Consider the following 13,813-nt stretch of genomic DNA (forward strand, 5'->3'; position numbering starts at 1 on the left):
TATGGCGGTGGCGCTGCCCCTCATTGCCCTGCCGGGCATTTCTCCCCGTATAGAGACGGGGAGAAAGAGCCATGCGCCGAAGTTTTCGCCGAACTTTAACGTCGCAGAAAAGGCGCCAAGGGTCGCGACAGCCCGCTTCTCCCCGTCACTAAACGGGGAGAAGGTGCCGGCAGGCGGATGAGGGGCGGCGCCATGCTCTCCAGAAAATTCCTGCGCCGAGCGGCCATCACGGGCATTTCCTTGGCCGGTCTCGCGGCAATCACCGCCTTCGGCCTCTGGCAGCTCGACCGCGCATTTCCGCCGCCGCTGCCGGCTGCTTTGACGGTCTCGACCGAGGTGCAGGACCGAGACGGCCAGCTGCTGCGCGCCTTCGCTACGCCGGATGGCTACTGGCGGCTCGCTACCAGCCTGGACCAGGTCGACAAGCAGTTCGTCGACATGCTGGTCACCTATGAGGACAAGCGTTTCTGGGATCATCAAGGCGTCGACGTGCTGGCACTGGCGCGTGCCGCCGGCCAGTTCGCGACCAGCGGCCATATCGTCTCCGGTGGTTCGACGCTGCCGATGCAACTCGCCCGGCTGATCGAACCGCGCGACAGCCGCAGCCTCGGCTCGAAGATCAAGCAGATGCTGCGCGCCCTCCAGATCGAACGGCGGCTTTCCAAGCGCGAGATCCTCGAACGCTATCTGACGCTGGCGCCCTATGGCGGCAATCTCGAAGGTGTGCGCGCCGCTTCGCTTGCCTATTTCGGCAAGGAGCCGAAACGGCTGACGGTCTCGGAGGCGGCCCTGCTCGTCGCTTTGCCGCAATTGCCGGAAAAGCGGCGCCCTGACCGCAACCTCGACGTCGCCCATGCTGTCCGCGACCGCGTGCTGACCCGCATGGTCTCGGCAGGCCTGCTCGGCGAACGTGAGGCCGCGCGTGCCGCGCTCGACGATGTGTCGGGGCTGCGGCGGACCTTGCCGGCGCTCGCTGCCCATGCGGCCTATACGATGCTGTCCAAGGCCATTCCCGGCCAGAAGCTGCAACTGACGATCCGCAAGAGTGTCCAGGAAGGGCTGGAGCAGGTGGCCAAGGATGCGGCCGCCAGGCTCGGCCCTCGCCTCTCGGTGGCCATGGTACTGGCCGATGCCCGTACCGGCGATATTCTTGGTGAGGTCGGCTCTGCCGATTTCTTCGATGCCAGCCGTTCGGGCTGGATCGACATGACCAAGGTCGTTCGCTCGCCTGGCTCGACGCTGAAGCCGTTCATCTACGGCCTCGCCTTCGAACAAGGCCTGGTGGCGCAGGAGATGCTGATCGAGGACAGCCCAGCCGATTTCTCCGGGTATCGGCCGAAGAACTTCGACATGGGCTATCAGGGCGATGTCAGCATCAGGCAGGCGCTGCAATTGTCGCTCAACGTGCCGGCGATCCGCGTGCTCGACGCGGTCGGCCCGGCCCGGCTGATGGCACGCTTTCGACAGGCCGATGTGACCCCTATCCTGCCCGTCAACGAAGCGCCCGGCCTGGCGATCGGCCTCGGCGGCGTCGGGGTGACCCTGCGCGACCTGGTCCAACTCTATGCCGGCCTTGCCAATGGCGGCAAGGCACACACGCTGCATGACGGCACCGAGCCGGCGAATGCCGAACGCTCGACCACCACCATCCTCGACGGGCAGGCGACCTGGCAGATCACCGACATCCTGTCAGGCGTCAAGCCTCCCCAGGGTGCCGCCCAACGCGGCATCGCCTACAAGACCGGCACCTCCTACGGCTATCGCGACGCCTGGTCGGTCGGCTTCGACGGCCGCTACGTGCTCGGCGTCTGGGTCGGCCGCCCCGACGCCGGTGCGGTGCCCGGCCTGTCCGGCTATGTCTCGGCTGCGCCCATCCTGTTCGAAGGTTTTGTCCGTTCCGGCCTGGCCGCCGTACCACTGCCGAGCCAGCCGTCCGGCGTCCGGCGTCCGAAACGCGAGGAGCTGCCGGTGACGCTGACGCGCTTCGGCGCCGGCATCGATGGGCTGGTGCAGGCGACGCCGACCGAACCTGCGCCAACCATCATCTTTCCGCCCGACGGCGCTCGCGTCGATCTCGGCACTTCCTCGGCCGACGCCTCGCCGCTGGTGCTCAAGCTGCAAGGCGGCCGCGCACCATTCCGCTGGCTGGCCAACGGCAAGCCGCTGGTCGGCATCGACCGGCGGCGCACCGCGACCTGGCAGCCGGACGGCGCCGGCTATTCGACCCTGACCGTGATCGACGCGGCGGGACGCGCGGCCAGTGTGAAGGTTTTCGTCGAGTGAAAGTTTCCCTTGAATAATTTCCGGCAGGTGATTCAGGGGATTGGGTTTTACGTCTTGCTTTCGGGCGCCGGTATTTCCTCGGCCTTTGCTGACACCCTCCCCGCCGGCTTTGTTCGGCTAGCCGACATCGATCCCAATATCCGGCAGGATATCCGCTATGCCGGCCTCGAGAATTTCCTGCATCGCAAGGTAAGCGGCTACGATGCGCCGGTATGCATCCTCACCAGGCAAGCGGCGCAAGCGCTTTCGGCAGTGCAGAAAGCGATTGCCGCCGAAGGACTGACGCTGGTCGTGTTCGACTGCTATCGGATCTCATCGCCAAGGGCTATATCGGCGAACTGTCCACCCATTCGCGCGGATCGACGGTCGATGTCGCGATCGCGCGAGCCGACCGCAAGAGCGCTCCGAAACCGGCCTGCGGCGCGACCGATGCCGACACGCTCGATTTCGGCACGGGTTTCGACTGTTTCGATCCAGCGAGCGAAACGGCTCACCGACCGATAGCCAGTGAAGCGGCGGCTAACCGCAAAAGACTTGTCGAGGCGATGCGTGCCCGCGGCTTCAAGAATTACGCCCGCGAATGGTGGCACTTCACGCTGGAGAACGAGCCGTTTCCAAAAGAGCGCTTCAACTTTCCCGTTACCGCCGAATAGCCGGCCGCAACCTTCGGGCGCGACGCAGCCATTGCCGAAGAGCTAGCCGTCTCTAGATAATCGCGTCGGGATCGCAATCATGGTCCATGCGGGGAAAATAGTTTCTCGCATCGCCGAAACTGGGCGAAAAATTGCTTCAATAGGCCAAAAAAGGCAACATTGAATGCATCTAAATTCTATCAATTCGGTAGATTGGCGCGAGTTCAACGGAGGCGGAAATGACCAAACCTCATTTCAGGAAACTGCTCGGCGCACTGGTCGCCACATCTGTCCAGTTCGGCACGCTCGGTTTCGCGTTTGCCGACACCACCATTCTCAACGTGTCCTATGATCCGACGCGTGAGCTCTACAAGCAATTCGATGAGGCCTTTGTCGCCCACTGGAAGGCCGAGACAGGCGAGACCGTCACCGTCCAGCAGTCGCATGGCGGATCCGGCGCCCAGGCGCGCGCCGTGATCGACGGGCTCGACGCCGACGTGGTGACGCTGGCGCTCGAAGGCGACATCAACGCCATTGTCTCGAAAACGAAGAAGATCAATCCCGACTGGCGGACGAAATTCGAAAACAATTCGGCGCCCTACACCTCGACGATCATCTTCCTCGTCCGCAAGGGAAACCCCAAGGGCATTCATGATTGGGGCGATCTGGTCAAGGACGATGTCCAGGTGATCACGCCCAATCCGAAAACCTCCGGCGGCGCGCGCTGGAACTATCTTGCCGCCTGGGCCTATGCCAGCGCCAAGGATGGCGGCGACGAGGCCAAGACCAAGGAATTCGTCGGCAATCTCTATGCGCATGTCCCGGTTCTCGACACCGGTGCGCGCGGCGCCACCGTGACCTTCGCGCAAAAAGGACTGGGCGACGTGCTGCTCGCCTGGGAAAACGAGGCCTATCTGGCGCTCGACGAGTTCGGCGCCGACAATTTCGATATCGTCTACCCGCCGACCTCGATCCTGGCCGAGCCGCCGGTCGCCGTGGTCGACGCCAATGTCGACGCCAAAGGCACGCGCAAAGTTGCCGAAGCCTATCTGAGCTACCTCTATTCCAAGGAAGGCCAGACGCTCATCGCCAAAAACCATTATCGCCCTTCGAAGCCCGAACTGGTGCCGGCGGAGGACTTGGCCAAGCTGCCTGAGATCAAGCTGGTCACCATCGACGACCCGCTTTTTGGCGGCTGGAAGAAAGCACAGCCTTATCATTTCGGCGATGGTGGTATATTCGACCAGATCTACAAGCCGGCCCAGTAGCATTTAGATCAGGACGACATGACCACAGCACCCGCCAAGGCGGGGTGGCGATTCAGGCAGCCGAGCGTCATTCCGGGTTTCGGATTGACGCTCGGCTTCTCGCTTGCCTACCTCACCCTCATCATCCTCATTCCCCTGTCCGGGCTGATCTGGCGCTCGGCGGCGCTCGGCTGGACCGACTTCTGGGCGATCGTCACCGACCGCCGCACCATCAACGCGCTTGAAATCAGCTTCGGCACCGCCTTCATTGCCGCCGCCGTCAACGTCGTCTTCGGCACGATCGTCGCGTGGGTGCTGGTGCGCTACAGCTTTCCAGGCCGCCGCATCGCCGATGCCATGGTCGACCTGCCCTTCGCGCTGCCGACGGCGGTTGCCGGCATCGCTTTGACCACGCTTTACGCACCGAATGGCTGGATCGGAAGCCTGCTGACGCCGCTCGGCATCAAGGTCGCGTATACGCCGCTCGGCATCGTCATCGCGCTGATCTTCATCGGGCTGCCCTTCGTCGTGCGCACTGTGCAGCCGATCATGGAGGAAATCGACAAAGAGGTAGAGGAAGTGGCCGCCACGCTCGGCGCCAATCGCTTCCAGATCATCAGCCGTGTTCTGCTTCCCGGACTGGCACCGGCCATCGTCACCGGTTTCGCGCTGGCCTTCGCGCGCGGCGTCGGCGAGTACGGCTCGGTTATCTTCATCGCCGGCAACCTGCCCTACAAATCCGAGATCGCACCGCTTCTGATCGTCATCCGGCTCGAGGAATATAATTATGCCGCGGCGACCGCGATCGCGGCGATCATGCTGGCGCTGTCCTTCGTGATGCTGCTGGTTATCAACCTGGTGCAGACCTGGAGCCGCAAGCGCTATGGCTGACCCGGAGATCAAATCCTACGCGCCGCACCACGAAAGCCGCTCGGCGGCGGTAACCGAAAGCCGCCCTGCGCAAGCCGTGCTGATGGCGGTAACGTTTGCGTTCCTCGCCATCTTCCTGCTCTTGCCGCTGATCATCGTCTTCAAGGAAGCTTTCGCCAAGGGCATCGAGGCCTACACACAGGCGCTAGGCGAACCGGATACGCGCTCAGCGATCCGCCTGACGCTTCTGGTCGCGGCGATCTCGGTGCCGCTCAACATCGTCTTCGGCATTTCCGCCGCCTGGGCGATCGCCAAGTTCGAGTTCAAGGGCAAGGCGTTCCTGACCACACTCATCGACCTGCCCTTTTCCGTCTCGCCGGTCATTTCGGGGCTTGTCTACGTGCTCTTGTTCGGCGCGCAAGGCCTGCTCGGCGCCTGGCTGAAAGCACATGGCATCGTCATCCTGTTTGCCGTGCCGGGCATCGTGCTGGCCACCGTCTTCGTCACCTTCCCCTTCGTCGCCCGCGAATTGATCCCGCTGATGCAGGAACAGGGCAATGGCGACGAGGAGGCTGCCCTGTCGCTTGGAGCCAATGGCTGGCAGGCGTTCTGGTACGTGACGTTGCCCAACGTCAAATGGGGATTGCTCTACGGCGTGCTGTTGTGCAATGCCCGCGCGATGGGTGAGTTCGGCGCCGTCTCGGTCGTGTCGGGCCACATACGCGGGCTGACCAACACCATGCCGCTGCATGTCGAAATCCTTTATAACGAGTACAATGCCGCCGCCGCCTTTGCCGTCGCTTCGCTGCTTGCCGGCCTGGCGCTCGTCACGCTGGTCTTGAAAACACTTCTCGAGATGCGCTACGGCGCCGAGATCGCCGCGACGCGCGGACACTGACAAATGCATGTCGCCCAAAAGTGTGTAGCGGTTTTTGGACAACGACATGCATAAAACAAAGATTTGATGTCGCCCAAAAGTGGGAACCGGTTTTGGGATAACGGCATGCATCAACTACAAAAGGGATTTGCATGGAAGTTCGCGTTGCCAACGTGCGCAAGGAGTTTGAGCGGTTTCCGGCCCTCCACGACGTTTCGCTCGACATCAAGTCGGGAGAACTGATCGCCCTGCTGGGACCGTCCGGTTCCGGCAAGACGACGCTGCTCAGGCTGATTGCCGGATTGGAGCGGCCGACCCGCGGAAAGATCTTCTTCGGCGAAGAGGATGCCTCCCAAAAGTCGATTCAGGAGCGCAATGTCGGCTTCGTCTTCCAGCACTACGCGCTGTTTCGCCATATGACGGTCGCCGACAATATCGGCTTCGGACTCAAGGTCCGGCACGGGCCGTCACGCCCGTCGGCGAAGGAAATCCGACGCCGCGCCTCGGAACTCCTCAACCTCGTTCAGCTTTCCGGTCTGGAAAAACGCTATCCGGCACAGCTTTCGGGCGGCCAGCGCCAGCGCGTGGCGCTGGCCCGCGCCATGGCGATCGAACCGGCCGTGCTTTTGCTCGACGAGCCGTTCGGCGCGCTCGATGCGCAGGTGCGCCGCGAACTGCGTCGCTGGCTGCGCGACATCCACGACGCCACCGGCCACACCACGGTCTTCGTCACCCATGACCAGGAAGAGGCGCTGGAGCTTGCCGACCGTGTCGTGGTGATGAGCCAGGGCCGCATCGAGCAGGTCGGCACCGCCGACGAGATCTACGACACGCCGAACTCTCCCTTCGTCTACGGCTTCATCGGCGAATCGAGTTCGCTTCCGGTCAAGGTCGAGGACGGCCAGGTCTGGATCGCCGACCGGCCGATCGGGCTTTCCGCGCCGCACGCACCGCAAGGCGAAGCGACGCTGTTCTTCCGCCCGCACGATGTCGATCTGGTGGAAGAATGCAACGGCTGCATCGCCGGCACGGTCGCCGCCAGCCGCCGCGTCGCCGGCACCAGGCGGGTCGAGCTCGAAATCGGCGGCGAACGTCAGCGGGTCGAGATCGAATTGCCCGTCGATCATCCGGCGGCGCAGAAAAGTCGCGTGGCTTTCAGGCCGCGGCGCTGGAAGCTTTTTCCGGCTGCTTGATCCTCTATCAGGCGCTACACCAGCCAGTTCTCGACCTTCAGGCCTTTGATCCGGTTGAACTCCCCGGTGTTGGCGGTCACCAGGGTAGTTCCAAGCGCACGGGCGTGGGCAGCAATAAAAAGGTCATTCTGGCCGATGGTCTGGCCCCTGCCTTCCAGTTCTGCGCGAATCGCGCCGTACTCGGCATCCACCGGCACATCGAGCGGCAAGACGGGAATCTCAGCCAGCAATTCCTCGACCTTCTTGTGCAACTTGGCTGATCTTTTCTTGACGCAGCCATATCGCAGTTCCGACGCGACCACGATGCTGGTACACACGGCGGCGTCTCCCACGCGCAGGACAGCGCTTGCGGCTTTCCCGGCCGGATTTCGGATCATGTCGCTGACAATGTTCGTGTCCAGCATGAACCGCATCAAAAAAATTCCTCGGATTTGACAGGCATATCCTCGACTTCGGGAAAGTCTTCCTCGGCACCGGGCGGCGGCTCTTTCGCCCATTGCGCGAGCAGTGCGGTGAGGCCAGGTTTGCGGACCGGCTCGATGATCAGGCGGTCGCCTTCACGGCTGATCAAGACCTTTTCGCCGGGAAGTTCGAACTCCACGGGAATGCGCACCGCCTGGCTGCGATTGTTACGAAACAGCTTCGCCTCCTTCGGCGGGGTTGTTGAATGGCGGTGTTGAGACATGACAACAGCTCCCTTGTATATACTATTTGTATATGCCAGACAGGGCGGCGATGCAATCGCCTTGCACCGCGTTGGCCGGCCGGGAACCATCGTGCACGCCGACGGCATCGGCGCCGCTGCCAAGCTGTCCTGAGACTCTGCTTGAAAGAAAAAACCAGAAATCGCCCACAGCGGGAATATTTCTTCTATCGACAACGTGGAGCGGCCGCTCTGCGTGCCTCGTCGCGCACGATGCCTTGCCGCTATGGTCCGGCATTAAGCTCATGGCATTGGAGCCTGTTTTCATGAAGCGATTTTTGCTTGGCATCGCCACGTTGGCCGGCCTCTTCCTCGCATCCTCCCAAGCCTGGTCGGCCGACAAATTGCTCAATGCTTCCTATGATGTCGGGCGCGAACTGTTTGCGCAGGTCAACAAGGCGTTCGTCGCCGGCCACCCCGGCGTCACCATCGATCAGTCGCATGCCGGAACCTCGGCACAAGCACGCGCCATCGCCGAAGGCCTCGGCGCCGACGTGGTCACGTTCAACCAGGTCATCGACATCGACTTCCTGGTCAAGAAGGGCCTCATCTCCGCCGACTGGCAGAAGGACTTTCCGGACAACGCCTCGCCTTTCTATTCGCTGCCCTCCTTCCTGGTGCGCGCTGGCAATCCGAAGCACATCAAGGATTGGAACGATCTCGTGCGCGACGACGTCCAGGTGATCTTCCCTAATCCGAAAACATCGGGCAATGCGCGCTACACCTATCTCGCGGCCACCGCCTACGCCAAGGAAGCCTTCAAGGGCGACGATGCCAAGGTGAAGGAGTTCGTGACAAAGCTGTTCAACAACGTGCCGGTGTTCGACAGCGGCGGGCGCGCCGCGACCACCACTTTCGTGCAGCGCGAAATCGGCGACGTACTCATCACCTTCGAGTCGGAAACGCGCGGCGTCCGCAAGGAGTATGGCGAGGACAAGTTCGAGCAGGTAACGCCTTCGGTCAGCCTGTTGGCGGAATTTCCGGTGGCGATCGTCGACACCGTTGCAGACGAGCATGGCACGCGCGATCTCGCCAAGACCTATCTCGACTTCCTCTATACACCGGAGGGCCAGGACATCGCCGCCCGCAACGGCCTGCGGGCCCGGGACGCGGCGGTCGCCGCCAAATATAAGGCTGAGTTTCCCGATGTCCGCCTGCTGACGGTGGAGGAGGTCTTCGGCGGCTGGGCCAAGGTCCAGGCCGAGCACTTTGCAGCGGGCGGCCTGCTCGACCAGACTTATGGCAGCCGCTGAGGCGATGTTCCAACTTTGACAGAAGCCGGCTTTGCCGGCTTCTTTGCTTTCGCGCCGCGAAAGGTGATTTCTGGCACTTTCCGGGCGCATTCCGTCCAAAACGTTACAAAGAATCAACGCGTTTGTGCCTACCGTGAGAACGGACGGCTTGTTTTCGCGAACGGCTTCGCGTGATCAAACCGTCATGATTTGCACACAAACAGCCGCCAGACGCAGGTGGTTGGGGCTTCATGGGTTGACTCGGGGCATGCTTACCAAAAAAGGCAAATACGGCCTCAAGGCCCTCGTGCATCTGTCGGGCCTGCCGGTCGGCCAGCTCGCATTCGTCAACGACATTGCGGTCGCCAATAACATCCCCAAGAAATTCCTGGATGCCATCCTGGGCGAGTTGCGTAACGCCGGCTTCGTCCAGAGCCGCAAGGGCAAGGAAGGCGGTTACCGCCTTGCCCGGCCGGCTTCCGAGATCAAGATCGGCCATGTCGTGCGTGTCCTCGACGGGCCGCTGGCGCCGATCCCTTGCGCCAGCCGCACCCAATACCAGCGCTGCGAGGATTGCGACGAGGCGACCTGCCAGGTTCGGCACATGATGCTGGAGGTCCGGCAGGCGATCGCCGAGGTGCTGGACAACCGCAGCCTCGCGGCCATGCGCGACGCCGACAATGACGATTTCCCAGTCGAACTGACGTCGCAAATCTAGCGCGCGAGCAGGCTCAAGGCAGTCGCGACGGTGTCGGCGACCGGACGCGTGCCATCCAGGGCCATTGCCGCCTCGTCCGCCGCTGGCGCCTCGAGCGTGGCGAACTGGCTGTCGACCAGGCTTGCCGGCATGAAATGACCCTTGCGATTGCCGACGCGCTGTTTTGCTGTTGCCGGGTCGATCTCCAGGTAAACGAAAACGATATCCGGGCAAAAGCCGCGCAGGCGATCGCGGTAGCTGCGCTTCAGCGCCGAGCAGGCGGCGACTACACCTTGCCGGCTTGCGACCGACGCGGCCATCCGCTGGCCGATCGCGTCGAGCCAGCCTTCGCGCAGCGCGTCGGTGAGCGGCTGGCCGCTCGCCATGCGCGCGACGTTTTCGGGCGGATGCAGCCTGTCGCCTTCGATAAAGACGGCGCCCAATGCCGCTGCAAGCGCTTCGCCGACAACCGACTTGCCGCAGCCGGCAACGCCCATCACCACGATGGCGGGTACCGTTCGAACAGTGCTCGCCGGCTTATATGCCACGTCTTTACCGGTCATGCAGGTCAGCGGCTTGCCGGCGCGCGGCCATAGAGCAGCAGCATGGCGACGATGACGACGCCGTAGATGATCTGCCGTCCCGCCTCCGGCATCTGCATGACAGAGAGAATGGACTGCAGAAGCGTGATCAGGATTGCCCCGGCGACTGTGCCGAGATAGGAGCCGCGCCCACCGAGGATCGACGTGCCGCCGAGCACCACCGCGGCGATCGACGGCAGCAGATAGGCGTCGCCCATCGACTGTGCCGCCTTGGAGGCATAGCCGGCCAACAGCACGCCGCCGAAGGCGGAGAGCCCGCCCGAAACCGCAAAGGCGATCATCACCACGCGCCTTGTATCGATGCCGGAAAGATAGGCTGCGCGCTCGCGATTGCCGATGCCATAGACGGTGCGGCCGAAGCCGGTGCGGGTCAGCACGAACACCATTGCGGCGCCGATCAGCGCCCAGATGAGGACGGCGTTGGGCACGGCAGGAACGGCAAAGCCGGTCGCCAGATAGCGCATCGCACCGGTCGCCGAATCCTGCGGCGAGAAACCGCCCGTGTAGACCACCATCAGCCCCTGCGCGACGGCGTTGGTGGCAAGCGTGATGATCATCGAGGGAATGCGCAGATAGGCGACGCCGATGCCGTTGACGATGCCGATCAGAACACCGCAGAAGATGCCGAACGGAATGGCAAGCGCCACGCCGACCGGGCCGTATGCGGCCGCGGCACAGGCCATCATCGCGCCGGCCGCCACCGACCAGGGCACCGACAGGTCGATCTGGCCGAGCAGGATGACCAGCATCATGCCGGTCGCGATGACGCCAAGAAACGACGCCACCTTGAGCTGCTGCAAAAGGTATTCAGGCGACAGGAAGCTGCGCGAATAGAGGCTGCCGAGGAACAGCAGCAGCACGATACAGGCGAACGCCGTCAGCACCGCCGGGTCGGCGCGGCGGAGGAATTTCGGCATGCGGCCGGCGAGACCACTCACAGTCGTTTCGCTCACAGGAACCACTCCAGCCGATTGCGGACCCGAAACAGGGCGAAGGCGCCGAGGCTGACCGCGATCAGCAGAATGACGCCCTGGAACAGGGGCTGCCAGAGCGGATCGAAATCGAAGACGAACAGCAGGTCGCCGATGGTGCGGAAGGCAAGCGCGCCGAAGATCGCGCCGATGGCGCTGCCCTTGCCGCCGAACAGCGACACGCCGCCAAGCACGACCGCGGCAATCGAAAACAGCGTATAGGCGTTGCCGCTGGCATAGGCCGCATCACCGGTATAGGTGAAGAACGTCAGGAACAGCCCGCCGATCGCGGCAAGCAGACCGGCAAGCGCATAGGCGGCGAACTTTCCACGCCGGATCGGCACGCCGGACATGTAGGCCGCCATCTCCGAGGAGCCGGCCGCATAAGCGGCGCGGCCGAGCACCGACCGGCTGAACGGCACCCAGACGACAAGCACGACCGCCAGCAGCGCCACCAGGCTCGCCGGCACAATACCAAGCAGGCGCCCGGTCAGCGCATCGGCGAGCCCCTCATTGACCGAGCCGCCCGGAAACGGCCGAAGCAGCAGCGCAATGCCGAAATAGACCGCACCGGTGGCGATAGTGGCGACGATCGGCTGCAGGCGTCCATAGATGACGATGGCGCCGTTGATTGCCCCGCACAGCAGCCCGGTGCCGAGCACGGCGATGACGCCGACGGCGGTCTCGATGCCGGTGCCGACGACCAGCCACGACGCCAGGCAGTTGGTCAGGGTGAAGATCATCCCGACCGAAAGATCGATGCCGGCGGTGATCACCACCAGCGTTTGCGCCATGGCGACGAAGGCGAGCAGCACGCCCTTGTTCGAGGCCGTCTGCACGACATTGGCGGTGAAGCCCGCCGGATGGTTCGAGGTGTAGATGACGAACATGACGACGAAGATGCCGAACGCCAGCAGCGTTCCGCGCTGTTCGGCAAGCCAGTAGCGCCAATCCTTCACGCGTCCGCTCCTTGCTTTGGCATCTCTTCGTGAATGTTGAGCGCGCTGGCGATCAGCGCCCGCTCGGTGATTTCGGCGCCGACCAGTTCGCGCTTGACCGCGCCGTCATAGAGCACCAGCACGCGGTCGCAGCAGCCGATCAGCTCGTCATAGTCGGTCGAATAGAAGAGGATCGCCGCACCCTGGTCGGCAAGCTTGCGCATCAACTGGTAAAGCTCCTGCTTGGTGCCGACATCGATGCCGCGCGTCGGATCGTTGAGCAGGATGATGCGCGGCTGCCGCATCAGCCATTTGGCGATGACGACCTTCTGCTGGTTGCCACCGGATAGCGCGCCGACCGGAATGTCGAGGCCGGCGGTCTTGATCGCCAGGAGACCCACCATATCGTCGATCAGCCGCTGCTCGGCGGCGCGATCGATGATGCCGGCCCTGGACAGCCGGTCGAGGGCAGCGAATGAGAGGTTTTCGCGCACCGTCATCGGCAGCATCAGCCCCTCGGTCTTGCGGTCCTCCGGGATCAGCGCCATGCCGATCCGGTCATCGCGCGCCGCGGCCGGGCTGGCGATCGCCACCGGCCTGCCGTCGATCAGGATCTGGCCCGACAGGCCACGCAGCACACCGAAGAAGGCGAGCAGCAATTCGCGCTGGCCTTGGCCGTCGAGGCCGCCAAGCCCGACCACCTCGCCCGCCCCGACCGATAGCGAGACATCGTGCAGCCGATCCGTCCAGGACAGGCTGCGCGCCTCCAGAACCGGCGTGGCTGCGGCAGCCGCCCGCGCGGGCTTGGGCGGAAAGACGTGGCTGTATTCGCGCCCGATCATCAGTTCGACGACCTCGTTGTCGCTTTTTGTACCGGCCGCGTAGCTGGCGACATTGCGGCCATTGCGGAACACCGTGCACTGGTCGGCCAACTCGGCGATCTCGTTCATGCGGTGCGATATATAGAGCAGCGCCAGCCCTTCCGAACGCAGCCGCTTCAACACGGCGAAAACTCTGGCGACGTCGGCCGCGGTCAGCGCCGAGGTCGCCTCGTCGAGGATCAGGATGCGTGGCTTGCGCGCCAGTGCCTTGGCGATCTCGACCATCTGCCTTCTTGAAAGGGGAAGATCCTTGACCAGCGCCAGCGGATGGATATCGGAAGCGCCGGCGCGAGCCAGGGCTTCTTCGGCGATGCGGCGCTGCGCCTTGCGGTCGATCATGCCGAAACGCTTCGGCGGATCGGAAATGACGATGTTGTCGGCAACGCTGAGTTCGGGGACGAGCGACAGTTCCTGGAAGATGCAGACGATGCCGGCCTGGTTGGCAGCGGCCGGCGAAGCGAAGGTAACTTCGCTTCCGTCCAGCATCATGCGGCCCTCGTCGGGCGCGACGACCCCCGCCATGACCTTGATCAGCGTCGATTTGCCGGCGCCGTTCTCGCCGAGAATGGCGTGGATGCTGCCTGGAGTGACCGACAGTTCGGCCTTCTCCAGCGCCCGCACGCCGCCATAGCGCTTGGATATGCCTTCCATGCGGAAGAGCGGAACCGCACCGTCCATCGGCCCTCC

General features: G+C 63.4%; 15 protein-coding genes and 1 pseudogene. 10 read left to right on the forward strand and 6 right to left on the reverse strand.

The window, feature by feature from the left end; translation table 11 throughout:
- Window position 1 precedes the first annotated feature (1 nt).
- From NKH59_RS24055 to NKH59_RS24090, 8 genes and pseudogenes are all read left to right on the forward strand, one after another.
- Window positions 2-181, forward strand: coding sequence for a hypothetical protein (locus NKH59_RS24055; RefSeq protein ID WP_352769180.1), 180 nt, complete (start codon window positions 2-4; stop codon window positions 179-181).
- 11 nt (window positions 182-192) lie between these two features.
- Window positions 193-2,283, forward strand: coding sequence for a penicillin-binding protein 1C (gene pbpC, locus NKH59_RS24060; RefSeq protein ID WP_353023295.1), 2,091 nt, complete (start codon window positions 193-195; stop codon window positions 2,281-2,283).
- Between the two features lie 27 nt (window positions 2,284-2,310).
- Window positions 2,311-2,547 (forward strand): annotated as a pseudogene (locus NKH59_RS24065) (M15 family metallopeptidase); the annotation flags it as partial.
- Window positions 2,496-2,936 (forward strand): M15 family metallopeptidase, encoded by a 441-nt coding sequence (locus NKH59_RS24070; RefSeq protein WP_353023297.1) that lies wholly within the window; start codon window positions 2,496-2,498, stop codon window positions 2,934-2,936. The pseudogene NKH59_RS24065 and the gene NKH59_RS24070, both read left to right, overlap by 52 nt.
- A 218-nt stretch (window positions 2,937-3,154) precedes the next feature.
- Window positions 3,155-4,183, forward strand: a complete 1,029-nt coding sequence (locus NKH59_RS24075) for a sulfate ABC transporter substrate-binding protein (RefSeq protein WP_352473515.1) — start codon at window positions 3,155-3,157, stop codon at window positions 4,181-4,183.
- Window positions 4,184-4,201: 18 nt separating this feature from the next.
- A complete protein-coding gene (gene cysT, locus NKH59_RS24080; protein WP_352771332.1) occupies window positions 4,202-5,053 on the forward strand; it encodes a sulfate ABC transporter permease subunit CysT in 852 nt (283 codons plus the stop codon).
- Window positions 5,046-5,930 (forward strand): sulfate ABC transporter permease subunit CysW, encoded by an 885-nt coding sequence (cysW, locus tag NKH59_RS24085; protein WP_352473513.1) that lies wholly within the window; start codon window positions 5,046-5,048, stop codon window positions 5,928-5,930. Before cysT ends, cysW begins: the two co-directional genes overlap by 8 nt.
- A 131-nt stretch (window positions 5,931-6,061) precedes the next feature.
- Window positions 6,062-7,102 carry a sulfate/molybdate ABC transporter ATP-binding protein gene (locus tag NKH59_RS24090; RefSeq protein ID WP_352465240.1) on the forward strand — a complete coding sequence of 347 codons (1,041 nt, stop codon included), beginning with the start codon at window positions 6,062-6,064 and terminating at the stop codon, window positions 7,100-7,102.
- A gap of 14 nt (window positions 7,103-7,116) precedes the next feature.
- Here the strand turns inward: NKH59_RS24090 and NKH59_RS24095 are convergent, their stop codons facing one another.
- Window positions 7,117-7,515, reverse strand: a complete 399-nt coding sequence (locus NKH59_RS24095; protein ID WP_352771334.1) for a type II toxin-antitoxin system VapC family toxin — start codon at window positions 7,513-7,515, stop codon at window positions 7,117-7,119.
- Complete coding sequence (locus NKH59_RS24100) at window positions 7,515-7,787, reverse strand: antitoxin (protein WP_352473543.1); 273 nt, start codon at window positions 7,785-7,787, stop codon at window positions 7,515-7,517. Before NKH59_RS24100 ends, NKH59_RS24095 begins: the two co-directional genes overlap by 1 nt.
- A 284-nt stretch (window positions 7,788-8,071) precedes the next feature.
- Between NKH59_RS24100 and NKH59_RS24105 the strand changes: the two genes are divergently transcribed.
- Window positions 8,072-9,058 (forward strand): sulfate ABC transporter substrate-binding protein, encoded by a 987-nt coding sequence (locus NKH59_RS24105; protein WP_352473511.1) that lies wholly within the window; start codon window positions 8,072-8,074, stop codon window positions 9,056-9,058.
- 247 nt (window positions 9,059-9,305) lie between these two features.
- Window positions 9,306-9,755, forward strand: coding sequence for an RrF2 family transcriptional regulator (locus tag NKH59_RS24110; protein WP_006202816.1), 450 nt, complete (start codon window positions 9,306-9,308; stop codon window positions 9,753-9,755).
- Here the strand turns inward: NKH59_RS24110 and NKH59_RS24115 are convergent.
- Genes NKH59_RS24115 through NKH59_RS24130 form a run of 4 tightly spaced genes read right to left on the reverse strand, consistent with a single transcriptional unit; the run spans window position 9,752 to window position 13,804 of the window.
- Entirely contained in the window at window positions 9,752-10,297 is a 546-nt protein-coding gene (locus tag NKH59_RS24115; RefSeq protein ID WP_353023299.1) for a gluconokinase, read from the reverse strand. The two genes, NKH59_RS24110 and NKH59_RS24115, sit on opposite strands and share 4 nt — an antisense overlap.
- Before the next feature lie 5 nt (window positions 10,298-10,302).
- Entirely contained in the window at window positions 10,303-11,289 is a 987-nt protein-coding gene (locus tag NKH59_RS24120) for an ABC transporter permease (protein ID WP_353023300.1), read from the reverse strand.
- Complete coding sequence (locus NKH59_RS24125) at window positions 11,286-12,266, reverse strand: ABC transporter permease (RefSeq protein ID WP_353023302.1); 981 nt, start codon at window positions 12,264-12,266, stop codon at window positions 11,286-11,288. Before NKH59_RS24125 ends, NKH59_RS24120 begins: the two co-directional genes overlap by 4 nt.
- The gene (locus NKH59_RS24130) at window positions 12,263-13,804 is read right to left on the reverse strand and encodes a sugar ABC transporter ATP-binding protein (protein WP_352819117.1); all 1,542 of its coding nucleotides are present in this window, start codon (window positions 13,802-13,804) and stop codon (window positions 12,263-12,265) included. Before NKH59_RS24130 ends, NKH59_RS24125 begins: the two co-directional genes overlap by 4 nt.
- Between the last annotated feature and the right edge of the window lie 9 nt (window positions 13,805-13,813).

Source organism: Mesorhizobium sp. M0998, assembly GCF_040318885.1.
In the GTDB taxonomy this organism is placed as follows: domain Bacteria; phylum Pseudomonadota; class Alphaproteobacteria; order Rhizobiales; family Rhizobiaceae; genus Mesorhizobium.

Excerpts from the sequence above, each read along its gene's own strand:
- NKH59_RS24055 (WP_352769180.1), top strand. The coding sequence starts at position 2 with ATGGCGGTGGCGCTGCCCCTCATTGCCCTGCCGGGCATTTCTCCCCGT.
- pbpC (WP_353023295.1), top strand. The coding sequence starts at position 193 with ATGCTCTCCAGAAAATTCCTGCGCCGAGCGGCCATCACGGGCATTTCC.
- NKH59_RS24070 (WP_353023297.1), top strand. The coding sequence starts at position 2,496 with ATGCATCCTCACCAGGCAAGCGGCGCAAGCGCTTTCGGCAGTGCAGAA.
- NKH59_RS24075 (WP_352473515.1), top strand. The coding sequence starts at position 3,155 with ATGACCAAACCTCATTTCAGGAAACTGCTCGGCGCACTGGTCGCCACA.
- cysT (WP_352771332.1), top strand. The coding sequence starts at position 4,202 with ATGACCACAGCACCCGCCAAGGCGGGGTGGCGATTCAGGCAGCCGAGC.
- cysW (WP_352473513.1), top strand. The coding sequence starts at position 5,046 with ATGGCTGACCCGGAGATCAAATCCTACGCGCCGCACCACGAAAGCCGC.
- NKH59_RS24090 (WP_352465240.1), top strand. The coding sequence starts at position 6,062 with ATGGAAGTTCGCGTTGCCAACGTGCGCAAGGAGTTTGAGCGGTTTCCG.
- NKH59_RS24095 (WP_352771334.1), bottom strand. The coding sequence starts at position 7,515 with ATGCGGTTCATGCTGGACACGAACATTGTCAGCGACATGATCCGAAAT.
- NKH59_RS24100 (WP_352473543.1), bottom strand. The coding sequence starts at position 7,787 with ATGTCTCAACACCGCCATTCAACAACCCCGCCGAAGGAGGCGAAGCTG.
- NKH59_RS24105 (WP_352473511.1), top strand. The coding sequence starts at position 8,072 with ATGAAGCGATTTTTGCTTGGCATCGCCACGTTGGCCGGCCTCTTCCTC.
- NKH59_RS24110 (WP_006202816.1), top strand. The coding sequence starts at position 9,306 with ATGCTTACCAAAAAAGGCAAATACGGCCTCAAGGCCCTCGTGCATCTG.
- NKH59_RS24115 (WP_353023299.1), bottom strand. The coding sequence starts at position 10,297 with ATGACCGGTAAAGACGTGGCATATAAGCCGGCGAGCACTGTTCGAACG.
- NKH59_RS24130 (WP_352819117.1), bottom strand. The coding sequence starts at position 13,804 with ATGGACGGTGCGGTTCCGCTCTTCCGCATGGAAGGCATATCCAAGCGC.